Source organism: Deltaproteobacteria bacterium (assembly GCA_017302835.1).
Taxonomy (GTDB): domain Bacteria; phylum Bdellovibrionota; class Bdellovibrionia; order Bdellovibrionales; family Bdellovibrionaceae; genus UBA2316.
In genome coordinates this window covers 212279-236985 of record JAFLCC010000003.1, presented here as the reverse complement: position 1 = coordinate 236985, position 24707 = coordinate 212279, and the positions used below count along the sequence as shown (strand labels likewise).

Genomic DNA, 24707 nt, shown 5'->3' with positions numbered 1-24707 from the left:
ATCAAGTACTTATTCCTTAATGCTATCGTCTGTTGTGCTGAAAAACTTGATTCAAAATAAGTCACTGGACGAAATATCTTAAAATTTAGACCATAGACTAGCCGAAATCAGCTTCATTAGTACCTGAATTGCATCTAATATATGGATTATGAATAAATCGATAATTTTATGTGTAGATGACGAAATCGATAATCTGGATGCTCTCGAAAGATTATTTAGAAAAAAGTATCAGGTTCTCAAAGCCGACTCAGGTGATAAGGCTTTGGAAATGATTCGTCAACAAGGGCAAAATATTTCCTTGATATTAACAGACCAACGTATGCCCAAAATGTCTGGAGTGGAACTATTAGAAAAGGCCATCCAAATGCAGCCCGAAATGATTCGTATTTTAATTACCGGCTTTACAGAATTGGAATCTGTAATTCAGGCGGTAAACAAGGGCCAAATTTATCGCTACATTACTAAACCCTGGGACTCAACGGATTTAACGAACACTGTAGATCGAGCCATTGAAAGATTCCATTTGAATCAAGAACTTCGAGCCAAAACTTCGGAACTAGAAAAGGCCTATAAAGAACTGAAAACACTGGACGAAGCGAAATCTAAATTTATGATCTTGATAAATCATGAATTAAAAACGCCTTTAACTTCGATTCTAAATTTTTTGTCTCTTTTAAAAGAATCCAAGCTCGACGAAGATCAAGTTCTTTATGTGGATCGAATGCAGAAAAGTGCCGACAAATTAAAGCAAATCATTGAAGATGTCATGTTCATTATGAAGTCAGAAATGAATCAGCTCCAACTAGACCCGCAATCTCTCCTGCTAACTGGAGTTGAATTGTACTTAACTGAGGAAAATAAAAAACTATTAGTAAATAAAAAATTAATTTTATCAGAAAATTTTGAATCTTTGGAATTTAAAGCCGATAAAAGGTTATTCCTCCAAATTTTAAATCGAATCATCCATAACGCCTTTAAATTTGCCGGTGAAAAAACTCAAATCGATATCAAAGGGTCTAAAGTGGGATCTTTTTATGAATTTAGAATTAGCAATCAAGGCCCCAAAATCCCTGAAGAGTCCCTGAAAAGAATCTTTCAACCTTTTTATTTAGAAGAAAACATCATGAACCATTCCATTGGCCTCGGATTAGGGCTCAATATTTGTGATAAATTATTGAAGCTACATGGAAGCTCATTGAATCTGCGAAATACCGACGAGGGAGTTCAAGTTTCCTTTTATTTTCCCCTCGTCCAAACCTGACTCATCCAAACGTAATTCTCCCAACTTGACTCAGCAAAATCTTGAAATAAAGTTTAAAACTTCTGAGAATAACCAACGAAAGCTTTTCGTCCATTCACATCATAAAGGGAATCATTCACTTCAGCAGCACCGCCACTTCCCCCGTTCTTATCTGCCGGAGGATCTGAATTTAGCAAGTTTTTAATTCCTCCCGTCAGCTGGGATGTTTTTGATATTTTATAAGAAACAGAAAAATCAAATTCATTTAAATCATTGATCTTTTCAGATTTTTCTCTATTTATCACATTTTGCCCTGGAATACTTCTTAAAGTGAGCTTGTAAATAGTCTTATCGTTTTTCAAATTGAAACTTAAATTATTTCTCCATTCAGGATAACCCCACTCTCCCATGACATTTCTTTTCCCCGCTCCAGGAAAACCTTCTTTATTGTAAAAAATCACGTAGGAAAAATCATTTTGCAAACTCAATCGGTGACCCCAAACGCCATGGCCCAATCCGGCCTCAAAATTTAAGTCTGCTCCAGAAATTTCCTCCTGCTGTAAATTTAAATTAGGCGCCGTGATTTTTTCGATAATTCCATTCTGATCACGCTGAACCGTGACGCCGTATTGGGTGGTATCCACATTGTTACTTTCAGCTTTGGTCATTTCCTCTAAATCGATTCCAACCACATTTGAAATTTTCGTATACCAAACATCTAAAGACGTTGAAAAATCAGCGGAGGGTTCATACACACCACCTATTCCTGCCGTAATCGCTTTTTCTTCATTGAGATCCTTATTTCCACCACTCACTACCAAATATTGATTCGAAGCACAGGCTTCAGGATTTTTAGCACAAACCTTTCTATCGATAAAACTTTCGTAACCTTCCGATGTCGCTTTATAGAGCGCTGATAAAGTGGGCGCTTTAAATCCCGTCCCAACAGAAGCTCTTAACAAAGCATTTGGATTTAACTGTAACTTTGCCCCTATTTTTGGATTCACTGCGGTTCCAAAATCAGAGTAATGATCTAATCGAGCTGCCAAATTAAACTCCAAATTTTGCCTTGCTGGAATAGTGACTTCGCTGAAAACGGAAGTCACATCCCTTGATCCCTTATCATTGGAACCAGCGGATCCAAGTATGATTCCTGCCGCTGACTTGTTGTCTGTTTTCTGATCTAATTTTTCATTCCATGCACTCACTCCCACCGCTGTTCCCATGGATCCATGTTCTAATTCACCAATATCTCCGGAAAAAACCACTTCGGTTGTAAACAAGCTGGATTCAGATTGTTGAAAGACTTGCGCCAGGGCTGGAGAAATATCCCCACGACTTCCAGCGGGCTTAAAAGGATCAAATTTGCCACTTTTCACTAAGTCATCTAAAACATTTCCATCCAGATAGCCACTATAACCCAGATTTTCTCTGAACACGCGGCTAAACCCCACGGATCCATCATAGGTCCAAGTATCTGAAATATTGCCTTTCAAACCAAAGAGCGTTGAATAGTTTTTCTCTGTGTCTTTGCTATCCCTATTTCCAGCCTCCATAAATCGATAGGAAACCGTACGCGCTGCAGGAATTGTCGATGTTCCTGTAGCTGTCGAAAATCCTGCTGGCGTTGGGGCGTAATTCCATTCAATATCTTTAAAAACGACTAAATTTCTGTTATAAAATTTAGCTCCTGACTCCAATCTATAGGTGTAATCTGTTAATAAATTAATGGTATCTACCAAAGGTCGATAGGTTGCAAATTCATTGTAGCGAAAGTAACAACGATTTCCTTTTCCACTAGCATCTGGTTTAATTAAATCAGCAGGGCAATTCCCAATGGGGTCAACAAACCAACTTCCAGAAGCATCTTTGTAAGCTGCGGTACTACCATTAGGAGATAGACCATTCTTGGTGATCTCTCTATCCTTACCCATAATCTTTTCATTTCTTGAAAAATTTAAAACCCAAAGCAAATCTGATTTTTCATTTGAAGTTCCTGACAATAAAGAGGTTGATACAGAACTTCCACCTCTTAACTCGGGACTTGAAAATTTGGTCAGAATTTCATTTCCGATATAACCTTTCTTCGTTACAATGTTTATAACTCCACCCAAAGCATCTGATCCGTACAAGGCCGCGGCTCCATCCTTTAAAACTTCAATTCTTTCGATGGCACTTTCCGGAATAAGATTTAAATCCACAGCTTCTGTCGAAGGGTCTTTGGGCAATCGATGTCCATTTAATAAGACAAGGGTGCGAGTTGCCCCTAGACCACGCAATCCAATATTAGTGGTTGCCGCAGCACTGTTTCCAGCGGCTTCACGAGTCACACCAAAAGTTGCCATATTGGAATCTCTCATGGAATCTGAAACAGAAACATTGGCAGAGCTTTCCATATTTTCCTTGTTAATACTTTTTACCGCCGAAGATCCTTCTGAAGAAATTCTTTTAATCCTAGAACCAATAACCTCGATTCGTTCTATCTTCTCGACTTCCATTTGTGCTGTTGCTAAATTTAAAAATGAAAACGCCCCTAACCCGATTAACAGAAAATAATTTAACATGATGATGTTCCCCCCACCTCGCGACAATTGCAAAGGGAAGACCACTTAAATTTCTCTTGGTCTAGATACATTTTGGCACCAAAAGATATGGAACAAAAATTGAATGGATGATTGAATAGTTAATTTGATGAGGAGTGTTTAATGACAGCAGCAATTGCAGAAAGAAATATTTTTAATTTTTCAGAGGAGGTTTCTCCTACAAAAAAATTATTTGTTTCCCTTGGGCTATCAATTATGACTCATTTCCTTGTGGTTATAACGATTAAAAGTTTAAATCTTAAATCGATTCCCATAGTAAAAACCTCTCAAGAATCCTATGTGGATCTAGGATATCAGGAATATGAAGAACCTCCACAAATTGTGGAAACAAAAACTTCTGAAGTGAAAGATATTCCCGAAGCTATTCCTGAAAAGTCAGAAGACCTCTCCTCTTCAAGTCATGAATTAAACGATCAGAGTTCAGATATTCCTAGTTTGCAAAAGGAACAAGTAAAAGTTCCTCAGCCAATTGCAAGCCCAAAAAATGCAAATACAACAGATATTCCCTATTACAAAGTTAAGCCCAAATACCCCAAGGAGGCTTTGCTTTCAGGAATTGAAGGTTTTATTCTGCTCGAGATAGATATTAAAGAAGATGGCTCCGTTGAAAATTTAAAACTCACTGGAGGAGAAAAAATAAACCTTTTTGAAAACGAAGCACGCCGTGCCGTGGTCAAATGGAAATACAAACCCTTTCTTGATGGATTAGGAAATCCAATCAGAAAAACTCAGCACCTTGTTCGCGTTGACTTTAAACTCATTGATGACCAGGCACAAAACTAATTTATCATTTAAAACACTACCGCATAAACTAACAGACACCTAAACTAAAGGAGCCCTAACAAATGGAATCATTATTTAAAATAGCAGAAGCCAGCGCGAATTTTATCCTGATCTTTATGGGATTTTTGAGCGTTCTCAGCCTAGCCATTATCATTGAAAGATTTTTTTCCCTCAATAAGCTTTCAAAAAACAGTTTACAAATTGGACTAAAATTCAAAGAAGTCATCGAAACGCAAGATACCCAAAGAGTTCCTGAGTTAGCTCATTATGATCAGGCCCTTGAAGGAAAGGCTCTTAAATACGGAATCAATCATATAACTAAAAATAGTGCCGAAGGCTTAGATGAATTATTTAGTTCCTTTAAAACCATGGAAAAACCCAAACTTGAAGGGAATCTCTATATTCTTGGAACCATTGCCTCCAACGCTCCTTACATTGGTCTTTTAGGCACGGTAATGGGAATTATGAAAGCTTTCAATGATCTTGGAAATGCTCCAGGTCAAGGGAATGAGGTGGTCATGGCTGGCATTGCTCATGCCCTCGTTTCAACAGCAATTGGTTTAGGGCTCGCAATCCCAGCAGTCATTTCCTTTAATCTCTTTCAGAAAAAAGTATCATTAATCTTGGCAAATATCGATGCTTCTAAGGATCTATGTCTCATGTTTGCAAAAGCAAAAAAAGGATTCAACCATGGCAGCTAGAACTGGCAACGATGATGGCGCCACCATCAATGAAATCAACGTGGTCCCTTTGGTGGATATAATACTTGTGGTTTTGATTATCTTTATGGTAGCAGCGCCTTTAGTGATGCAACCAAAAATCGATATTTCTCTTCCTAAATCTTCATCAACGGATTTCGATAAGAGTAAAAAACCGATGAAAATAGTACTTGGAAAAAAGGGTGAACTCTTTATTGACAGCAAAACTCTGAGCTTGGAACAACTAAAAGCTGAATCGTTATTGCGAATTAAAGAAAATCCAGAAATAAATGCCCTTCTTGTCGCCGATAAAGAGGTCACTTTGGCCATGGTTACCGAAATTATCGATACTGTTAAATCCCAGGGGATAAAGAAAGTCGCCTTTAGTATTCAAAAGAAATAATGACTTTCTAAAAACTTAAATCAAGGTTTTAAAATTTAGGGGTAATTAAACCAAGTATTTCACAATAATTATTTTTGGCCATAAGAACATAAAGGATCGCCGTCTGCCGACCGCCATATTTACTTTGAACAACTACGCTCACGACATCTGGGTTCGCTGTTCTTGATATGGTAGTTAAACGCCCATCAGGTATAAAATGCTCATTTGCAGGACCTTTTCCACTCAGAACTTGTACTTCAGCCCAAAGCTTAACTTTGGCAGCGCAATCACCAATTGCATAAACATTCATAGAAGCTAAGAAAAACACAATAGATATAACAATTTTCATAAAAATTCTCCTTTAAATAATTCAAGATAGTATACCAATATTTAAAACTTTCATAGTGCAGTAACTTTTGACATATATAAAATTCACTGTGTTTTTCTTGTAAAAACTTACTACAGTGCTGAAATCAATTTCAGCACTGTCGCTACATTTGTGTTTACCTTTAATAAAAGCTTAAGAAAACCATCTAGATAGTGTATATTTGTGGCAATATAAAATTTAGTTAAGCCAAGGAGGTTTAGTGAACATATCTATAAATTTTAATAGTTCTAAAAATTCTAGTAGATCTAAAAATTTTAAAAGTCTGAAAACACAATTCCTTCTCGCTTTTTTAATAAACTCTTTCTCTAACTTCTCTTATGCCAATACTATTTCAGAGATATCCTTAATAAGAAATGATCTAATATGCTCTCGAATTGAAGATACACTTTTTCAACTATCGGAAGATCACTTCATAAGTGATCTTCAAGGGAGTTTAAATGAAGAAAAAGCTTTGTATTTAAACCTTGTCATGCATGAAACATGGAATTTACGTTTAGAAATTAATCAAAATTTGTCTTATTTGAAAAATTGTGAAAAATCAGTCCGCCAACTAATTACTCTCGCTCGTGGGATAGAAGATCTAGCCGGGTTTATTAAGTCTCAGAGTCCCTCCTTAACGGGAGCACAAATAGATTTTCAAAAGCAACCCATTCCCATGTTAGAAAATAAATCTTTCTATGGTTATTTTACAAAAAATGGTAGTATGCTTAATCAACCTGTGGAACTTGAATCCGGTGATTTATTGGTTACCAGAGGAACTAGTTTTTTTAGTGCCACGCTTTCTTCGATCACTGAAAATCCAGGTGATTTCAGTCATTTTGTTTTAGTCCATAAAAATGATCAAAATCAAAAAGTCGAGACTTTAGAATCTTATGCCCAAACTGGTGGGATTGCTAGATACGATCTGGAATTTGCTCTAAAAAATGAGAATGCAAGAATCTTACTTCTAAGACCAAAATTTAAACCTGTGGCGAAAAAGGGTGCAGAATATTTTTATCAGCAAATTTTAGCTGAAGAAAAAAAATTAAAGCCAAGAACTAAATATGATTATAATCTGGATTTAACTACCGAAGATAAAATGACCTGTTCAGAAATTGCTTACTGGTCGTATTTAAAGGCATCCAATGGAACTATTCGAATACCTGAAAGCAAATCCGCATTACCTGAAAGCTTGGGACCCATCCTAGACATGGCTAAGATTCCGAGAGTGCCCATGTTATCTCCCCAGGATATGGAAGTGGACTCCCGTTTTGAAACCCTTGCAGAGTTTAAGGATTATCGATTGGTTCAAGATACCCGAATGAGAGATGCCATTCTTCGAAACATCTTTTCATGGATAAACAATAAAAACTATAAACTTCATCAATCTATAAAATCATTTATTTTATCTTATTTAATTCATCCTATATCAAGAACTCCGATATGGCCAATGGTTAAGGGATTTTTAAATATAACTATTCCTAAAGAGGCTCCCAAAGGTTTTGTGAGGCTCTTGTATCAAATATCTGATATCAGTGAAAATATTTATTCAAAGCTATCTCCCTTGAACTCATCTCAGATGAATGAAATAGGTTTCCCAATGACAAAACACCAAATGGATTTAGTGATCGAAAAAATCCGTATGGATGATTTAGCAGCCTTTGAAAATAATCAGAAGAATACCTTTCATTCTTATTTTCGAGAAAACAAATAGAAACGATATAACAAATTTATCCAGAGGTTATGCATAGGTCTCAAATCGAGGCCACTGAATTCTATTGTAAAACCACTACTTTTCCTAATAGACATTCTCGTATTTTTGATTTTACTTTTTTAAACTCGGCACTTTCAAATTCATTTCTATAAATGTAGCTTTTTTTTAATGTAATCATATCCTCAATTTCTAGTCCTGATTTTGGATTTTTTGCCTCTCTTGAAATGTCAATCCAATTCGAATTTATCTTGCAATCTAAGGATTTAAAGTTTTTTGCAAATGCTTTATCAAATTTAAACTTATAGATAGTCACTCTGGGTGATCTTAAAAATAAATCCGTTTCTCTATTTTCGGTTTCTTCTCCGATTAATTTAAGACCTTGGTTTTGCCATAAGGTAAAAGCTTTTCCATAGTTAGATTTTAAAAATGAATTCTTTTCTTTAAAAGAAAATTGAAACTTGTAATCTCCAGTAATCCTGGAAGATAAGTCAAAAGGCTCAAAATGTCTTTCGCTGGTATTTCTAACAGAGTTCGTTACCCATTCTAGTAAATCATTCTCAATGGCCGATTTAGAACTTCCCAATTCGCTTCCGGCCCAATGGGCTGCGGGAATCCCCTTCACTTCGATGGTCACATTTACAGAAACTTCGTCTTTTTTCCACTGGCTATACGTAATGCTGGTTTTATCTGAGTTTTTATTTGGATCATTTTTGGGAATAAACTTAAAAATACTTTCATCTTTAGCAAGAATGACAGCGTTTCTATTTGAGATGTCACTCAATGGCTCCTGGGTAAAAACCATATTATTTGTAGGATCGAACCAATACTCTTTATTTTCAAAGCTTACAAAAGTGATTGCATGATTATAAGAACTCAAAGAAGGCATATGAATGTCATAGGGAATATAGGGATAAGCCCTGTAAACCCATGCTATATGAGAATCATACCCTAATTTTCTGAGCATCACTGTCAATAAGGCTGAATAGTCCTTACAGTCTCCAAATCCCGTTTCCATAATCAACTGTAGATTTCTTGGAACCAGAGCTCCTTTAATAGGACGCCAATCGCCAAAATACCTAATGCTTTCTTGAATTTCTTTAATCAAGTAATTCACCCTATTAAAGAATCCATTAAGCTTTTTGGCTTCAATCACTATTTTATTCATTTTTTCGGGAAGTTCTTCAACTAAAATTAACTCATTTTGAATAATGACTGGTTCAAGCATCGAATAGCTCCATTTTTTTTCGGATGAAACCTCAATGTACGGTGTCGTCGTCCTTTGCATGTAGGGATCTTTTTCTTCGATAGGATTAAAAAAAGATGGTTTTACTAATGCCAAATTAAGATAATATAAATTATTTTCTTTTTTTGCTTCTAGTTGTAGATGTTGATCCGGATCGTTCAGATAATAAAATAGTTCCATTTCTGATTCAAAATAAAGATTTTGTTTCTGTATATTTTCCTTCCAACCAAAAAACTCACTATTACTAAAAACGTTTTTTAAAGTGGGTATTTTTTTCTCGAAAGAATATTTTAAATAAATTTTCGACCCCACCTTCACATCTGGAAATGTAATTGCCATTTGATTTGTCAAATCAAAACCCGTAATCTGGGAAGCGATTGGCTTATCTTCAATCAATTCGCTAGACACTTTGATTTTTTTCCCATTTGTTACCGTATAAGCTTCTAACAAACTTAGCGAATCCGTATTAGGCGCGTAATTGAGCTTTTGAAAACCAAAATCCTTTCTTCCAGTTTCATTTAATACTTCGATTTCTCTTTCTTCAATAAGCTTAAAGCTTCCATCTTTTTTAACTTTATAATACTGATTTATGAAATTATATTTATGACTGGCTTCATCTTGTCTCTGATACCGCGCTGAGGAAATAATACTAAAAAATAAACCAACTGAAATGGTCATGATGTATTTCACAGCGACTCCTTATTTCTTGAAGAGTGCGTTTTTTTTATTAAAACACTCTCTTACGACCTATCGGCATATAACAAATAGGTTTAAACGCTACTAAGGTCCCGTCTAGAAATAAATGCTCATTCTTTGTATAATTACTTATAGACAAGTCCTAAAGTTGGGAGACAAAACTTTTTTCCGAAACTTGAATCTCGAAGCAAATCTATTCACCCTCATAACAACTTCCATAATTGCATCCCAATCAATTATGAAAAGAATAATCTTTTATTTATTAATTTACCTCAATTCTTTAGGGATGGAATTTATAATTTCAACAGGTGAAAACTTAAAAATTCCATTCAAAGGAAATACGATTTGGATCGAAAAAAAAGGAGTTATCACCGGCCAAGTAAGACAGAACAATCTCATCATTACTGGTAAATCGGTTGGCACGAGCTACCTCAAGTTTAAAGATGAGCTTCATAAAGTGCAAGTTGTAAAACCACAAAATCTATCCTTATTCAAAAAACTACATTCTCTTCTTGAGAACAAATTGGGGTTAAAAATTCAAACGATAAATTCACAAATTATACTTTCCGGGACTCTTTATAGATTAAATGACTGGATAGAAATTTCTAAACAAGTATCTGGCGATGAATCCATAGAGTTCACAGCTCATATCGAAGAATCTCTTCAAGAGGAAATGGGTGCTTACTTTAATCAATTATTTGGAAATTTTGGAATTCCAGAACAAAAAGTTCAATTTAATTCTCGCCCTATTTTAAGACTGCATCCCAAAGATCCTCATTTTAAAGATTATGAAAAAATTCTGACACCCTTTGGTATCAAAGTGATTAAGGACCCCACCTCTCTAACCCTAGCTCCCGTAATTAAAGTTCAAATAACTGTGGCCGAAATCAACCGCGGTTTTGCACAAAATTATGGTGTTGAATTATCCGACTCCTACAAGGCTGAAATATTGCCAACAACTAAAATTCAAGATTTTGAAGCCAAACTACACTTACTTGAAAGCTCAGGAAATGGAAAATTATTGGCCAGCCCAAATATTCTTTGTCGGAGCGGTAAGGAAGCAGAATTCCTAGCGGGTGGAGAATTTCCAATCAAAACCAGAAGTAAATTTGGTGGTGACGTGGTCTGGAAAAAATATGGAATTCTACTCAAAGTCAATCCTAAAGCGGACTCCCTGGGGAGAATGAATATTGGAATACAAAGCGAAGTCTCTTCAATTGACAAGAGTCTAAGTGTTGATGGGATACCTGCGATCACCACTAATAAAGTATCCAGTTTCTTTGATTTAACCAGCTCAAAAATGATTGCCCTCTCTGGGCTTCTTACAGATATCAATGGAGATAACTACAGTGGTGTTCCTTTCATCTCAAGGCTGCCAATCATTGGCACTTTATTCTCAAGTAAAGATTTTTTGACTAAGCGAACAGAACTGATGATTTTTGTAAAACCTTCGATCATGAAAATGGATGAAGATTATGAAAAACATAATAATAAAATCAATCATCTGGAAGATATCTAGTATGGAATTGGCAAATTTAACCCATCAAATAATAACAAAATTAAATCAACTTACCTATGAAGAATTTGCTTTAGGAGATCAATCTCATCAGGAAGCAAGTAAGAACAAAATGCAGTCACTCATAGAAAATTTAACGGAACATCTTAGTTGTGCTTACAAAAAAAGAATCCAAAATGAATTTTTCTCCTATGGCCCCTTAGAGGAGCTGCTTAAAGATGAGGAGACATCTGAAATTATTATCAATGATCCAGTTTCAATTTTTTTTGAAAAGAATGGGACTCTCATCAAACACACCGATTATTTTCTATCTGAGTATACTTACGAAAAATTTATTCAAAGACTTTGCGATCAGACAAGTTGCATCTTGAACCTTGAAAGTCCTTTTGCCGACGGTTCCTTTGAAAATTTTAGAATTTCAATCATAGATAAATCAATCACCCATCATTTTTCCTCAGTGAATTTCCGAAGACATCCCTTAACCAGCTGGACCTTTAAAAGACTAATCGAAAAAAAATGGTGCTCCGAGGTACTCATTAACGAGTTTCAAAAAATTATTTCTGAAAGAAAAAACTTTTTAGTTATAGGCTCAACAGGTTCAGGGAAAACCTCTGTGCTTAATTCCCTTTTAAATCTAACCCAACCAACAGAAAGATCTATCATCATTGAAGACACTTCCGAAATATCTCTTCCAAACAAAGCCAGTATGAAATTATTGACCCAATCAAATCCAAACAACATCAAGACTGAAATTAACCAAACAGATTTAGTAAAGAGGTCCCTCCGCTTAAGACCAGACAGAATTGTGATGGGGGAAATTAGAGGATCTGAAGCAAAAGATTTCCTGATGGCCTTATCCACAGGGCATCTAGGAAGTTTCGGCACTTTGCATGCTCATGACCCACACCAAGCACTCATAAGACTTGAAATGCTGATTCAAATGGGTGCTCCCAATTGGAGCCTCAGCGCCATTAGAAGACTTATTTTTTTAAGCCTCGATATGGTTTTAGTCGTAGGTAAAAATGCTTCCAACGAAAGATGTTTTAAGGGCGCCTATCAACTTTGCTCTCTAGAAGAAAATGGCTTTCTTCTCGAAAAGAAATTTTAGTTAGATAGAGATCACGATGGGCCCTAAATCCATGGGTTCCAGATAGCCTATGCCTCGATAGAATTAAATTTTCTAGCTATTCCATCGACGATTGCGTTTTTTTCGACTTCGCCCTTCTTATTATAGGGACTTTTCATTTTTGAACCATCTTGATTGTCTTCTTTATTTTCAATCGCTTCTTCTTTAAACTTTTGAAGCTCTTTTAAATTAGGGCTAAAATTGACCTTATCATTTACTGTTTTTGAACGACTCTCACCTTCTAAATCTGGAATGTTTTTTTCTATTTCAGACGTTTCGGTTAACTCTGAAAAAGTTCTCGGTGTAGACTTACCAGCCGGCCTTCCAAAGCTTGGCGCACCAGGCCTTGCAGGCTGTGATCTGGATACATCTGCGCTTGAATTTCGTGAGTTTCTGGGAATAATTCCACTTATTTTTTCCATAATCACCTCCTGTGATCTTTTCTTTAAACATCCTGTTCAAAGCCCTTACCACTGTCTCGGAATAAGACGAAAATTCTAAAGTCCTATTCGCAACAACTAGACTTTTTAGGGATTCTCTTTCTCGAGACTTGTTTCGACACCTTTCACAGAATCGACTGAATTTACGCCCGGCACTTTGAGATAATCCCTTAACATATAAAATCTTTCAACTTGTGACAGAGACCCTACTTTGATAAATTGTTTTGGCATATAAACCCCATCTTTGCATTGATTGTATGCCTTCAATGGCTGAATTTTTTCGAGGTTCACCTTTTTCCCAAAACATAATCTAAAATCAAGGTCAAAACGAGTATACATCAGAGCTTTCTCTGATTCTGGAATTTTTTTCCAACCTAAGGGATTTAACATTGATTCTCTGGAATTAAACCGATTGTAAAATTTCAAGTCATCTTCGAATTTAAAGGCATCATTATTTCTAATACTTTTTGATAAGTCTAAGGAACTAAGATCAATGGATTTACCAAAAAATAAATTTTCATAAAAAGCCTGCTCTGTTAAGTTAAGATTCTTAGAACACCCCTCATAGGCAGCTTGATGTTTGTCAAAATCATTGAGTTGGGACTTTGGCCCCGTCGTTCTCTCTTCGCCACCTAAATGATGAAATTTTAATTCTTTTTCTTTATCAGTCATACATTTTTGAAATTCTCTATTCAAACGACAAAATAACAAATCTTTACTTGATCCATCACCATTTAAATCATGTGTGAGTGAAGCATTGCCCATTCCCTTAAAGAAATCATCTTTTTTTAATTGAGACGCTTCCTTATCAATATCCCACCCTGCCAAACACCTTCTGTAAACATTTCTGTCAAAGTCTTGCAAAAAAAAGTCATAAGCATAATTTCTATTGGCAATTTCAATTGGTTTTTTTTCCAGTAATTTTTTAATTCTAGGAAGTTGTGAATTCGTTTCGAACTCAATCGAATAGGATTCTGGAAACGAATAATAAAACTTATCTCCTAGAAAGTTGGTAACTCGTAAATATCTGAAATCTAAATTTCCTGCTTGCCCGTCAACTACTTTCACATTTGGTAGCTTGAATAATTGCATGGCCATTTCAGGTACATGAATTTCCCCAATATAATCACCTAGACAACGATGATGACCGTAGCCTAAATGAAAATAAGATTTTTGAAATTTCGTCCACTTTGTTGACCTTATATGATTCTCAGAATTCTCGAAATTTTGAACATCTGGATAGCTACTTTTCTTTACAAAACTATCCGACTTTGCAAGAGCGATAAATTTTTCAGAATTTATCCTATTGGGCTCAAAAGAATTGGGATTGTTAAAATATTGTTCATCAAACATCGCAGACTGAGTCGCGATTAAAACATGGGCTCCTTTGGGAATTTTAAACCCATTTTTCATTTTGTAATCCTCTTCTGCGTATCGAACGACTATTGGATTTACAGGATGAAATCTTAGAGCTTCCCAAACTAACTTTTCCATTTCTGAGGTATAAAAGCTAAGGCTTTTTTCATCATGATTCACTTCGGCGATTTCTGCTTTACTTGCAACATCTTGTGCATATTTTAACCATGTTGGTCTTTTTTGAATTTCATTAAAAGCTTGAGCTATCGCGGCCTGAGTTGTTTCGATCCCACCCACCAAGGTTCCAATAATGTTACTTCTTATTCGAGCAGCCTTGTCATCATGTTCTGAAATAACAACATCCGGATTATTATCTAATATCAGTCGGCTCAGAATATCAAGCTCTTCATAATAAGACTTATAGGATGGACTATTTTCATCCCTGCTAATGCTTCTTTGTGCCATTTCCTTTTGAATTTCTTTCTCTCTTCGAGGAATATACTCTTTTAAATATTCATGTAGCTCTTTCCCCGCGATTTCTGCATTTTTTTTCACGCTAGAATCACTAACTAAATTGTGGAAAAAATCATCTTGAGTCGCTCTTGACCAATCAAACAGTTTTTCTATGTGAACACCTTTTAGCCCAAAATACTGTTGAGTGAACAAGATGGGAGAACGACGAGCATATTGATTGATAACTTCGATCCGACCAAACTCTTTTCCTCTAATATCACTTCCCACATATCTCTGCTCTGCCAGAACTCCTAAAGAAATATCTTTAACCAGCTTTCTGACTCGTGGTAAATCACTGGCAGGCAGCATTTTTCGCATCCATGGTTTTTCTTTGAGATTGTATCTTGATTCATCGTAGGCCAACATAAAAGGACCAACTGACTCCTCCATTTTTTTTGTATAATTTCTTACTGAAAATATTTTTGGCTGATCCATCAGTTCAAGAACATCATCCATTTTAGTAACCACAATGGTATCCGCAACCGGTTGGTAAGCAAATTTTTTCTTTGGCAAGGGTTTAAACCGCATGATTCCCTTAGGACTATCCGCACTTTGTTGGTTATTTCTAATATCTTGAAACGTCGAAATAGGATTGGCCCTCATCCATACTAAAAAATGATATAACTCTGGATTTGACAAAGCAAAAAGCTTTTCATTTTTAACAATTTCAGCAGCCTTTCCTTGGCCAGGAATAATTAGATTGATTAGACCCGAATCCGTTCGGTCTAAGGCATATTTCTTTTTGGATTTAAGATCTTTTGTGACAGCTTGATATTCTCCCCAATAAGTCAATTTGGATTCTGGATTTCTCATCTCGATAGGGTACTCTTCAGCGGCAATAGTTCTTGATATGGTTTCATTTTTGGCACTCATGGTATCAGATGATTTAATCGTCGTATTGGTACAACATACCAACATTGAAAATACTGAAAATAAATGAATACCTCTAATTAAATTGCTCTTCACAGAACCTCCATAAAATTTAACAAGTCTCAGTGGAATTAAAGTTGACAACATTTTAATGATATTTGTTTTTTGAATTCTTCTAAATCGAATAATTTAAAACTCAAAAATCCTAGACTCGCTTCTCTACTATTGAAGTAGTATTTATATTGGATACTATTTGATTTTATTAAAAGTTAGACTTAAATCTAAGTCTGATTATTTTTCTAAACCCCAAAAGAAACGGTAAATATGAACTGCCCCTGTGGATCCATTCAAAGTTACGAATCTTGTTGCAAACCTTTTATCAAAGGCACCAATTATCCTGAAACGGCGGAACAGCTGATGAGATCCCGATATACAGCTTATACGAAAGGCTTGATTGACTATATCAAAGAGACTCTAGCTCCCGAATCGCAAAAGGATTTCCATCCCACCAAAGCTAAGAAATGGGCACTAGAATCTGAATGGTTAGGATTAAAAATTTTAAACGCCACCGGCTCAAAAACTGATAAAAAAGGCACTGTAGAGTTTATTGCGAGTTACAAAGAAGGGGCCACTCACTATGATCATCATGAGACCTCCCAGTTCAGAAAAAATGAAAATGGCCACTGGCGATTTGTCTCTGGCACTTCGACAACCGACAGAAGTAAGGAAAATCCAACTCCTAAAATTCAAACCCAAATCAGAGAATCCTCAAAAATTGGCCGTAATGATGCCTGCCCATGTGGAAGCGGGAAAAAATACAAAAAATGCTGTGGAAATCAGGTCTAGTTAATTTTCGTATTTTCAACTTAACTACATAAAAATACTGAACAATTTATTGATACTATATGATAATATCATTATTATGATATCATATAGTATCAATAAATTGTTGACATCATATGATATCATTTGATGATGGTAACGACATGAAGTGCTTAAAATGCAATAAAATAATCAGCGGCACCACGAAGTATGGACTATATGAAAGATGTTTTGTTAATTGGTTCAAAACTGATTCTAAAAATGAGTTCATCAGTCTTAAACAAAGATCAGCGCAAAGTACAGATTCAAAAATAAATGAATCCTACAGCAGTACTAGTTTCTACCATTGAAAATTTAAAAAATATTCGGCTGATCTGGGAGGTGAAAATTATATTTTTAAAATGAGGGAAAGCACAGAGGCTCCTGAACTTCCCGAAATAGAATATCTTTGTAACCAAATTGCTAGGACCTTGAGCTTACCAGTACCTGAATTTTATTATATTGATTTTTTATCAGAAAAACTTTTTGTTACAAAGGTCTTTATAAAAAAAAGCAGCGGAACTTCAAACCTAGAACATATATATAAATTTCGTCCAGATGAAGCATATCAGGAGATGGTCAATGACTTATAAGATAGATTTTTCAAAAATAGATAAAAATCAACTTCATGTTTTTTCAGAGAGCCGTAAACGACGTTTTTTTGTTGGCACCTTAAATTGGGATAGCTTCAAAAATCAATTCGAATTCAGGTACGATCAAAAATATTCCATGTCAAAAATGGCAATTCCGATTGGTAAAGAGTTAGATCTTTTTAAAAAAATTCACCTATCGAAAAAAAAACTATTTCCTTCATTCGCAGATAGAATTCCTTCACCAGATAATCCAGCATATAAAGACTATTGTTTTTCCCAAGGGATTTCAGTTGATGAATCTAATCCCATAATTTTACTAGTATCCATTGGCAGAAGGGGACCTTCTACATTTATATTTGAACCAGTCATCGCTAATTCATTCACTTATGAAAAAATTAGAAACGTTAGAGCGGCTTTGGGTGTATCCATTCATGATTTTGCAGCTGCTTTTGATTTTAATCCGCCAACACTTCAGCGGGTTGAATCAGGAAGAAAAGCTGATCTTGGCACCCTAAGAAGAATTCAAATCTATTTAGAATTTCCAAAAGTGGCACTGTGGCAGCTTGAAATGAATGCTGGAAAAATAAATGCCTCTACCTTTCAAAAGCTCTGGTCTTTTTTTGAAAACAACTTGGCACCGCTAAATTGAAAAGAAACAGGGAAGACATGAATCAAACGACCAAGCAAAGAACGGGCATTTATTTCTAGACGAGCTTTTAATTCTGTTTTTTTCCTTCTTCGATAAATTTTTCAGCCTGTGGAGTCAGTCTGATTCCAACCTCCACCAATTGATCTCGATTCACAGCGGTGGGAGCTTCGCTCATCAAATCCGTGGCCTTTGCTGTTTTGGGGAAAGCAATCACATCGCGGATGGCATCGGTTCCGCACAAGAGCATGATCAATCGATCCATTCCCCAAGCAATCCCTCCATGGGGAGGTGTTCCGTATTTTAAGGCTTCTAGGAAATAACCAAATTTAATTTTAGTATCCTCTTCAGAGAGTCCTAACAAACGAAACATGGCTTGCTGAATTTCATTTCTATAGATTCGAATACTTCCGCCACCTAACTCATAGCCATTACAAACAAGATCATAGGCCTTGGCTAAAATTTTTCCATAGGCCTTATCGTTATTATTAATCAGATCATCAAAAGATTCATCTTTTGGAGAGGTGAATGGATGATGCCGAGCCACCCATCTTTTTTCATCAGGAGAATATTCTAATAAGGGGAAATCTACCACCCAGAGGAAGTAATCTTTCGAATGATCTATCAAATTCAACTCTCTCCCTAAATGCAATCTAAGAGAGTTTAAAGCACTGCAAGCCACATCATAATCATCAGCGATGATTAAGCAACAATCACCCATACCAGCACCTGTTGCGATAAAAATTTCTTTCAATCTTTCTTGAGTGAAAAATTTTGAAGCAGCCGAAGAGTAGGACCCATCCGCCTCTGATTTGATCCACACCAAACCTTTGGCTCCTGATTTTTTTGCCATCTCCATGAGCTTATCAAATTGGCCTCGAGAATAAGTGCCTCCTTTAGGAACAGGTATGCCTCGAACAATTCCACCTCGCGCCAAGACATCATCAAAAACCTTAAAGCCTGTTTGCGTTCCTAAAATTTTTGATAGATCTTTTATTTCCATTCCAAATCGCAAGTCAGGTTTATCAGAACCAAAGCGATCCATGGCTTCCTGAAAGGTCATCCGAGGGATCTTGGCGACATCAACGCCTTTGATTTCTTTCCACAATTGTTTAAGCATTTTTTCGTTCACTTGGATAATATCTTCAACATCAATAAAGGACATTTCGATATCTATTTGTGAAAACTCGGGTTGCCGATCGGCTCTTAAATCTTCATCCCTAAAACAGCGGGCTATTTGGAAATACCTATCATACCCAGAAATCATTAATAATTGTTTTAAAGTTTGTGGCGACTGAGGCAATGCATAGAAATGACCGAGATTCACTCGCGAAGGGACCAGATAATCCCTGGCACCTTCGGGAGTAGATTTATAGAGAATCGGAGTTTCCACTTCTAAAAAACCTTCATCGGATAAAAATCTTCTCACTGATTGAGCAACCCTGTGCCTGACAATTAAGTGATTCTGCAATCGAGGTGATCTTAAATCCAAGTACCTGTACTTTAGTCTGAGCATCTCATTCACATTTTCATCATTTATCTGAAAGGGCGGAGTTGCGGATTCATTTAATATTTCACAAGTCAAGGCTTCAACCTCGATTTCACCCGTTTTGAGTTTAGAATTTTTCATTCCCTCAGGTCGAGATTTTACCAAGCCTTCTAGAGCTAGAACATAGCCTCCACGAAGGTCCTTAGCTAAGGCTGTTTCTGATTTCTTTGGATCCAAAACAACCTGAACGAGTCCTTCTCTGTCTCTTAAGTCGATAAACACCAGACTCCCATGATCTCTTCGCGTGTCCACCCAACCCATTAATACAACTTTTTGATTTGCATGTGATTGATTTAAGTGACCGCAATAATGCGTTCTTTTGATGTTTAAAACAAATTTATTTTTTTTAAATTCCCTATCCCTTGATTCCATACTGTTTACCCTCTAACTAGCCTCTAAATGTCCATCATCATTTCAATAGAACACGAGCTTGATGGTGACACATCTCAGTGCTTGGGTCAAAAATTAGTTCTTTTTTTTTCGATTTCACTTAAACTGAGTCTATTCCAATGCCTTTTTCAACGGAGCCGCAATGCCAAAGTTTACAGTTGAACATCCAACTTCCAGTGACGCTCAAGAAACTTTTATTAAACTTAAAGAATTTTTTACCACTGGAACAGAAATCAAAAAAATTGACCCCAAAGTAGAGTGTTCCTTCAATGAACAAAAACAAACCTGCTCCTTAAAGGGATCCCAATTTAAAGCCGAAGTAACTATTGTTCCCACAACGGGTGGAAGCAAGGTCAGCATCACTATCGATTTGCCACTTTTACTTTCGCCTTTTAAAGGAAAAGTGAGCGAAGGATTGCAAAAAATGTTAAAAAAACATTTGGGTTAACTCCATGAAATCTAAAAAATCATCTAAAAAAATACCTGGAGAAAAATTAAAAGTTAAAACTATATCCAAATTAAATAAATCTAAACCTGTCATTGCTGAGATTTTTGAAGGCACTAAATCCAACTTCAAAGATGTCAGCTCTCAAAAAAATAAAATTCATTCCTCCAAAGATTCTACAGTTTTCGTGGATGAAACCGAAGAACTCTCCCCCCTTGAAATAGCAGCAAAGCAAGCTGAAACTGCCTATGAAAATGGAGAAGATAATTTTCCTGAAGAGGTGGTTCCCGAAATGGCTGCGGGAGTCGAAGTTGAAAAGTCTCTGGCTATCAAAGAATCCACGTCTGTTTCTACCTCGGACCCCCTTTTGCTCTATCTCAATGAAATACGACGTTACCCTTTGCTTACCAGAGAACAAGAAAAAGAAATCTCCGAAAAGTATTTTGAAAAAAAAGATCCCGAGTCGGCACAATTATTAGTTCGAAGTAATTTACGATTTGTTGTTAAAATTGCCGCCGAGTATTCTAAATTTGGGGCCAAGCTCATCGATCTGATCCAGGAAGGAAATGTAGGCCTAATGCACGCGGTGCGAGAGTACAATCCCTATAAAGGCGCAAGGCTCATCACCTACGCCGTTTGGTGGATCCGCGGTTATATTCAAGAATACCTGATGCGACAATATTCCATGGTACGCATTGGGACGACTCAAAACCAAAGAAAATTATATTATCAATTACAAAAAGAAAAGGCGACTTTAGATTCCCTGGGAAATGAACAAAATCTGGCCTCTATTGCAAAAAAATTAGATATACCAGAAGATGAAGTTAAAATCATGGCGCAACGAATGTCAGGAAGGGATATCAGTCTGGATCGCCCACTTGATGAAGATAGTCCTACAAGTTTGAACGATTTTCAAAAAGCCACAACCGAAGAAAATATAGATGACACTTTGGCGAGAGAAGAATTAATTGGAATTTTAAAAGCCAAAGTGATTGAACTGGAACCTTTGCTTTCTGAAAGAGAAAAAATTATTCTTCGCGAACGCATTCTCAACGAGGAACCCCTGACCCTGCAAGAAATTGGAGAAAAGTACGGCATCACCAGGGAAGCCGTCAGACAAATGGAAGTCCGCTTGCTAAAAAAAATAAAAGATAAAATGGAAAACTTAACCTAAACTTTACAGCCTAGGCCCTGTGAAATAATAGACTAGGTTATTGCACGGGGCCTACTCGTCTTCATCGTTCTTTATCAATTGTGCCAAGCTGTTTTTTAACTTTTCTTTTTCTAATTCGTCGGAGGGGATTTTTTTACGATCAAGGGTGAAAATAATTTCGTTTACGAAATCCTTGTGAAAATCTTTTTTTATTTTTCGAATCATATTTCCTTTAAGAAAATACATATGATGAAGCAATGTTGAATTTCTCACGAAAATATACAATTTCTTATTTGAATAACCCACTGGTTCACAGGACTCACTGATCGAGTCTCCCATCAAGTCTTTCCATTTTGACCACAATTTCCATCGTAAAAAATGTTCAGATAATGGTGACTTGCCGTTTTCAAATAAGCTCTGAAGAACTTGTCCACTGACTTTGAATTTGCTTTTTAAATCGATATCATCCATATTACGCTCACTAATTTAAAGGATATAGAGCTTGAAAGACAACAAAATTAACTTCAAAGAAATTCATGTCATCGGTGCAGGACTTGCCGGTAGTGAGTGCAGCTATCAACTGGCTGAAAAAGGATATCAGGTTCATCTTTATGAAATGCGTCCTCAGCAAATGACTCCGGCTCATAAGACAGCCCATTTCGCTGAAATCGTCTGTTCCAATTCCTTTGGCTCCCAAAGCCCAGGAAGCGCCCCTCATCAATTGAAGTGGGAGGCCTCTCAACTCCATTCCCTCGTTCTATCTACAGCAGAAAAAAACGCCGTCCCCGCTGGCCAAGCTCTGAGTGTCGACCGCGAGCTCTTTGCTAAAAACATTGATGAGAAAATCAAAAGCCATCCACGAATTATGATTCATCAAGAAAAAGTGAACTCCTTGAATGACTTACCAAGACCCCTCGTTGTCGCCACCGGACCCTTAACCGACGAGATCCTTGCTAAATCTATTCAGGAACATTTTGATGGTCAGTTCTTGTATTTTTTTGATGCCATCGCACCGATTATCGATACTGATTCCATTAATATGGATATCTGTTGGAAAGCGGATCGCTATGGTAAAGGGTCTGACGACTATATCAATTGCCCCCTTAACAAAGAACAATATTTTAACTTAATTAAAGAAGTTAACTCCGCCAAAAAAATTGAACCAAAGGATTTTGAAAAAACTCCCTTTTTTGAGGGGTGCATGCCTATTGAAGTTATGGTTGAGAGAGGGCCACATACCTTGCGTTTCGGCCCCATGAAACCTGTTGGTCTTCCCAACCCCAGAAATACTGGCCCCAAAAAAGAAGAATATGCTATCGTTCAACTCAGACAAGACAATAAAGAAGGCACCGCTTACAATATGGTAGGTTTTCAAACCCGGATGAGTTACTCAGAGCAGGTCAGAGTCTTCAGAATGATACCTGGTTTGGAAAATGCTGAATTTTTAAAATTAGGAAGCATTCATCGAAATTTATTTTTAAACACCCCCAAACTTCTCAACAAAGATTTATCAAGTAAAAAAGATCCTTGGTTATTTTTTGCAGGACAAATCACCGGAGTAGAAGGTTATTTTGAATCGACAGTCATTGGCTTGATTATTTCAGAATTTATAAATGACAAAATATTGGATAAATCATTTACACCGCCCCCCCGAGCCTCTGCCATTGGCTCTTTATTAGAGTCCATTACGGATGAAACAAAAATAAAACATTTCCAACCTACAAATATCAATTTTGGTTTATTCCCCCAAATTGAAGGATACAAAGATAAAAAAGTAAAAAAAGAGCAGCAAATTCTAAGAGCTCAAAATGATTTTGCCCTATGGCTCAAAACGAGAATTAAAAATTTCTAAAAAAAAAGATATTTTTTGAGTTTTCTTTTTAGTTCTCTCAGGACCTTCCGATAGCTTGATTATGAAACATTGGGGATTTTCATTTATCAGCATAACTTTGATCGTTCTTTCCCATTTTGTTTTAATTCCGATTCTTTCCGCTTTTGGATTAAATGCCTGCCCTCTATTACTTGAACAAGGTTTTCTATTTGGATGCCAGTATTCTGCAAGTTTAGTTGCCTCCGTCCTTGCAGCTCAAATGGTGTTTATATTGACAAGCGGTTGGGTGTTTTTGAAATTTTCTAAAAAACTAAACTTACCTCCACCGATCTTAAAATTATTTCCTCTTTTTAGCTTATTTATACATATCCTCAATTTTTATTATTTTAGCCAAATTTATCAAACAAAGTTAAGCGAGCACACCCCTCACTCTAAAGAAGTTCAACTTTTTTTATATGTCTGCATGTCTCTCATTGTTGTTTTAACTTGGCAATGGTTAGAAGTGGAAACTCTGTTCCACCTAAGGCGACTGAATTTACATCCTCAGACCGCAAGCTCTCAAGCTAAAGATAACCTCATCCGTCTTTGGATTACAGAGCAAAAAAACCGCTTTATTCCCCTCTTCGGGGTTGTCTCTTTTTTCTCTTGTTACTTTTTACTTTTTCTTGAAGCCAATAATTCAAATGAAGACCTAGCGGAGGCACTTAAAAATCAGCAAAGTAGTTATATTTATCTGGCAGGAATCATACTTCTGTGGCAATCAATTCTTTTCTTTTTTGAATTTTATAAAAATATCTATTTTATCAATCAAGTTGAACATCATTTAAAGAATTTTAATAATCAAAATTGGAAATACCACTCCAACCTTTCTTTAAGCGGATTTTATGGCTTTATCTTTAACCTGCTAAATCAATTATCAACCACCATGCAAAAGAAGACGAGACTTTTAAAAGGATTTTCAACATTTGTTTCTGAATCGGTCGCGAACGAGTTACTGGATAATGAAGTTCACTCTCAAATAGGAACACAAAAACAAGTGGCCATCTTAGTCGCTGACATCAGGGATTTTACCCAGCTTTCTTCACGGCTCAAACCTCAGGAAGTTGTTGACCTGCTAAATATTTATTTCACAGACATGCTAGAAATCTTTATCGAATATGGAGTCACCCTAGATAAGTTTATTGGAGATGGTATTTTAGCTTACATCCCCATAGATGAAGATAATTTACTCATCAATCTAGAAAATATAACCAAAGCGGCGTTTGAAATGCATTTTAAAATCAATCAGACCAATCAAAAATTAAAAAATAAGAAACTCCCAAAAATTCAACTAGGCGTCTCCCTTCATGTGGGGTCTGTTATCCTTGGTTCCATAGGTTCCAAAAATAAATTACAATACACCATCATCGGAGATCCCGTAAATGTAGCCTCCCGTCTTGAAGGCTTTTGTAAAGAGCAGCAGGTCGGCATCATCGCCAGCTCTCACTTCATTTCACGTATTTCAAATAATATGAAACTAAAATTTATCAGCCTAGGAAGGCAAAAAATTCGAGGAATCGATCTTCCAATGGAAATCTTCGGAGCCATCCCACAAGAAAAAAAATCCATCGCCTTGTAACCTATTTATTATTTCTATTCAGATCAGAAAAAAAAAGGGGGACTCATCCAGTCCCCTTTTCTAAATATTATAGT

The 24707-nt window shown here is 36.3% G+C and carries 20 protein-coding genes; 13 read left to right on the top strand and 7 right to left on the bottom strand.

Going from position 1 to position 24707, the window contains the following annotated elements:
• Positions 1–148 precede the first annotated feature (148 nt).
• Positions 149–1261, top strand: coding sequence for a hybrid sensor histidine kinase/response regulator (locus tag J0M15_04850; GenBank protein ID MBN8536356.1), 1113 nt, complete (start codon positions 149–151; stop codon positions 1259–1261).
• A gap of 53 nt (positions 1262–1314) precedes the next feature.
• Here J0M15_04850 and J0M15_04845 read toward each other — a convergent pair whose 3' ends face one another.
• Positions 1315–3804, bottom strand: a complete 2490-nt coding sequence (locus tag J0M15_04845) for a TonB-dependent receptor (protein ID MBN8536355.1) — start codon at positions 3802–3804, stop codon at positions 1315–1317.
• A gap of 141 nt (positions 3805–3945) precedes the next feature.
• Here J0M15_04845 and J0M15_04840 point away from each other — a divergent pair, with 141 nt between their 5' ends.
• The 3 genes from J0M15_04840 (at position 3946) to J0M15_04830 (ending at position 5727) form a co-directional block, all read left to right on the top strand.
• Positions 3946–4626 carry an energy transducer TonB gene (locus J0M15_04840; protein ID MBN8536354.1) on the top strand — a complete coding sequence of 227 codons (681 nt, stop codon included), beginning with the start codon at positions 3946–3948 and terminating at the stop codon, positions 4624–4626.
• A 62-nt stretch (positions 4627–4688) separates the two neighbouring features.
• The gene (locus J0M15_04835; GenBank protein ID MBN8536353.1) at positions 4689–5327 is read left to right on the top strand and encodes a MotA/TolQ/ExbB proton channel family protein; all 639 of its coding nucleotides are present in this window, start codon (positions 4689–4691) and stop codon (positions 5325–5327) included.
• Positions 5317–5727: a biopolymer transporter ExbD gene (locus J0M15_04830; GenBank protein ID MBN8536352.1), complete on the top strand. Its 411-nt coding sequence runs from the start codon at positions 5317–5319 to the stop codon at positions 5725–5727. The genes J0M15_04835 and J0M15_04830 overlap by 11 nt, the downstream gene beginning before the upstream one ends.
• Positions 5728–5755: 28 nt before the next feature.
• Here the strand turns inward: J0M15_04830 and J0M15_04825 are convergent, their stop codons facing one another.
• Entirely contained in the window at positions 5756–6055 is a 300-nt protein-coding gene (locus J0M15_04825; GenBank protein ID MBN8536351.1) for a hypothetical protein, read from the bottom strand.
• A 238-nt stretch (positions 6056–6293) separates the two neighbouring features.
• On the opposite strand from J0M15_04825, the gene J0M15_04820 reads away from it, so the two are divergent.
• Positions 6294–7787 (top strand): hypothetical protein, encoded by a 1494-nt coding sequence (locus tag J0M15_04820; GenBank protein MBN8536350.1) that lies wholly within the window; start codon positions 6294–6296, stop codon positions 7785–7787.
• Positions 7788–7848: 61 nt separating this feature from the next.
• On the opposite strand, the gene J0M15_04815 is transcribed toward J0M15_04820, so the two are convergent.
• Positions 7849–9720 (bottom strand): DUF3857 domain-containing protein, encoded by a 1872-nt coding sequence (locus J0M15_04815; protein MBN8536349.1) that lies wholly within the window; start codon positions 9718–9720, stop codon positions 7849–7851.
• 244 nt (positions 9721–9964) lie between these two features.
• Between J0M15_04815 and J0M15_04810 the strand changes: the two genes are divergently transcribed.
• Together J0M15_04810 and J0M15_04805 are read left to right on the top strand one after the other, a co-directional pair.
• The gene (locus J0M15_04810; GenBank protein MBN8536348.1) at positions 9965–11245 is read left to right on the top strand and encodes a pilus assembly protein; all 1281 of its coding nucleotides are present in this window, start codon (positions 9965–9967) and stop codon (positions 11243–11245) included.
• On the top strand, positions 11202–12350 hold the full coding sequence (locus tag J0M15_04805) for a CpaF family protein (GenBank protein MBN8536347.1): 1149 nt from the start codon (positions 11202–11204) through the stop codon (positions 12348–12350). The genes J0M15_04810 and J0M15_04805 overlap by 44 nt, the downstream gene beginning before the upstream one ends.
• Before the next feature lie 47 nt (positions 12351–12397).
• Here J0M15_04805 and J0M15_04800 read toward each other — a convergent pair whose 3' ends face one another.
• Positions 12398–12790: a hypothetical protein gene (locus J0M15_04800; protein MBN8536346.1), complete on the bottom strand. Its 393-nt coding sequence runs from the start codon at positions 12788–12790 to the stop codon at positions 12398–12400.
• Positions 12791–12895: 105 nt separating this feature from the next.
• Positions 12896–15643 (bottom strand): cytochrome P450, encoded by a 2748-nt coding sequence (locus J0M15_04795; protein MBN8536345.1) that lies wholly within the window; start codon positions 15641–15643, stop codon positions 12896–12898.
• 228 nt (positions 15644–15871) lie between these two features.
• Between J0M15_04795 and J0M15_04790 the strand changes: the two genes are divergently transcribed.
• Complete coding sequence (locus tag J0M15_04790; GenBank protein MBN8536344.1) at positions 15872–16393, top strand: YchJ family protein; 522 nt, start codon at positions 15872–15874, stop codon at positions 16391–16393.
• Positions 16394–16990: 597 nt separating this feature from the next.
• Positions 16991–17650 (top strand): helix-turn-helix transcriptional regulator, encoded by a 660-nt coding sequence (locus tag J0M15_04785; GenBank protein ID MBN8536343.1) that lies wholly within the window; start codon positions 16991–16993, stop codon positions 17648–17650.
• A gap of 67 nt (positions 17651–17717) precedes the next feature.
• On the opposite strand, the gene aspS is transcribed toward J0M15_04785, so the two are convergent.
• Positions 17718–19568 carry an aspartate--tRNA ligase gene (aspS, locus tag J0M15_04780; GenBank protein ID MBN8536342.1) on the bottom strand — a complete coding sequence of 617 codons (1851 nt, stop codon included), beginning with the start codon at positions 19566–19568 and terminating at the stop codon, positions 17718–17720.
• 160 nt (positions 19569–19728) lie between these two features.
• On the opposite strand from aspS, the gene J0M15_04775 reads away from it, so the two are divergent.
• Together J0M15_04775 and J0M15_04770 are read left to right on the top strand one after the other, a co-directional pair.
• Complete coding sequence (locus J0M15_04775) at positions 19729–20034, top strand: polyhydroxyalkanoic acid system family protein (GenBank protein ID MBN8536341.1); 306 nt, start codon at positions 19729–19731, stop codon at positions 20032–20034.
• Positions 20035–20038: 4 nt separating this feature from the next.
• On the top strand, positions 20039–21205 hold the full coding sequence (locus J0M15_04770; GenBank protein ID MBN8536340.1) for an RNA polymerase factor sigma-32: 1167 nt from the start codon (positions 20039–20041) through the stop codon (positions 21203–21205).
• A gap of 51 nt (positions 21206–21256) precedes the next feature.
• Here the strand turns inward: J0M15_04770 and J0M15_04765 are convergent, their stop codons facing one another.
• Positions 21257–21655: a DUF721 domain-containing protein gene (locus J0M15_04765; protein ID MBN8536339.1), complete on the bottom strand. Its 399-nt coding sequence runs from the start codon at positions 21653–21655 to the stop codon at positions 21257–21259.
• 31 nt (positions 21656–21686) lie between these two features.
• On the opposite strand from J0M15_04765, the gene trmFO reads away from it, so the two are divergent.
• On the top strand, positions 21687–23036 hold the full coding sequence (gene trmFO / locus J0M15_04760; GenBank protein MBN8536338.1) for a methylenetetrahydrofolate--tRNA-(uracil(54)-C(5))-methyltransferase (FADH(2)-oxidizing) TrmFO: 1350 nt from the start codon (positions 21687–21689) through the stop codon (positions 23034–23036).
• Between the two features lie 61 nt (positions 23037–23097).
• Entirely contained in the window at positions 23098–24633 is a 1536-nt protein-coding gene (locus J0M15_04755; protein MBN8536337.1) for an adenylate/guanylate cyclase domain-containing protein, read from the top strand.
• Positions 24634–24707 lie beyond the last annotated feature (74 nt).

Bases quoted from the DNA above. Each gene is read 5' to 3' on its own strand.
- J0M15_04850 (MBN8536356.1), top strand. From the start codon at position 149: ATGAATAAATCGATAATTTTATGTGTAGATGACGAAATCGATAATCTG.
- J0M15_04845 (MBN8536355.1), bottom strand. From the start codon at position 3,804: ATGTTAAATTATTTTCTGTTAATCGGGTTAGGGGCGTTTTCATTTTTA.
- J0M15_04840 (MBN8536354.1), top strand. From the start codon at position 3,946: ATGACAGCAGCAATTGCAGAAAGAAATATTTTTAATTTTTCAGAGGAG.
- J0M15_04835 (MBN8536353.1), top strand. From the start codon at position 4,689: ATGGAATCATTATTTAAAATAGCAGAAGCCAGCGCGAATTTTATCCTG.
- J0M15_04830 (MBN8536352.1), top strand. From the start codon at position 5,317: ATGGCAGCTAGAACTGGCAACGATGATGGCGCCACCATCAATGAAATC.
- J0M15_04825 (MBN8536351.1), bottom strand. From the start codon at position 6,055: ATGAAAATTGTTATATCTATTGTGTTTTTCTTAGCTTCTATGAATGTT.
- J0M15_04810 (MBN8536348.1), top strand. From the start codon at position 9,965: ATGAAAAGAATAATCTTTTATTTATTAATTTACCTCAATTCTTTAGGG.
- J0M15_04805 (MBN8536347.1), top strand. From the start codon at position 11,202: ATGAAAAACATAATAATAAAATCAATCATCTGGAAGATATCTAGTATG.
- J0M15_04800 (MBN8536346.1), bottom strand. From the start codon at position 12,790: ATGGAAAAAATAAGTGGAATTATTCCCAGAAACTCACGAAATTCAAGC.
- J0M15_04790 (MBN8536344.1), top strand. From the start codon at position 15,872: ATGAACTGCCCCTGTGGATCCATTCAAAGTTACGAATCTTGTTGCAAA.
- J0M15_04785 (MBN8536343.1), top strand. From the start codon at position 16,991: ATGACTTATAAGATAGATTTTTCAAAAATAGATAAAAATCAACTTCAT.
- aspS (MBN8536342.1), bottom strand. From the start codon at position 19,568: ATGGAATCAAGGGATAGGGAATTTAAAAAAAATAAATTTGTTTTAAAC.
- J0M15_04775 (MBN8536341.1), top strand. From the start codon at position 19,729: ATGCCAAAGTTTACAGTTGAACATCCAACTTCCAGTGACGCTCAAGAA.
- J0M15_04770 (MBN8536340.1), top strand. From the start codon at position 20,039: ATGAAATCTAAAAAATCATCTAAAAAAATACCTGGAGAAAAATTAAAA.
- J0M15_04765 (MBN8536339.1), bottom strand. From the start codon at position 21,655: ATGGATGATATCGATTTAAAAAGCAAATTCAAAGTCAGTGGACAAGTT.
- J0M15_04755 (MBN8536337.1), top strand. From the start codon at position 23,098: ATGAAACATTGGGGATTTTCATTTATCAGCATAACTTTGATCGTTCTT.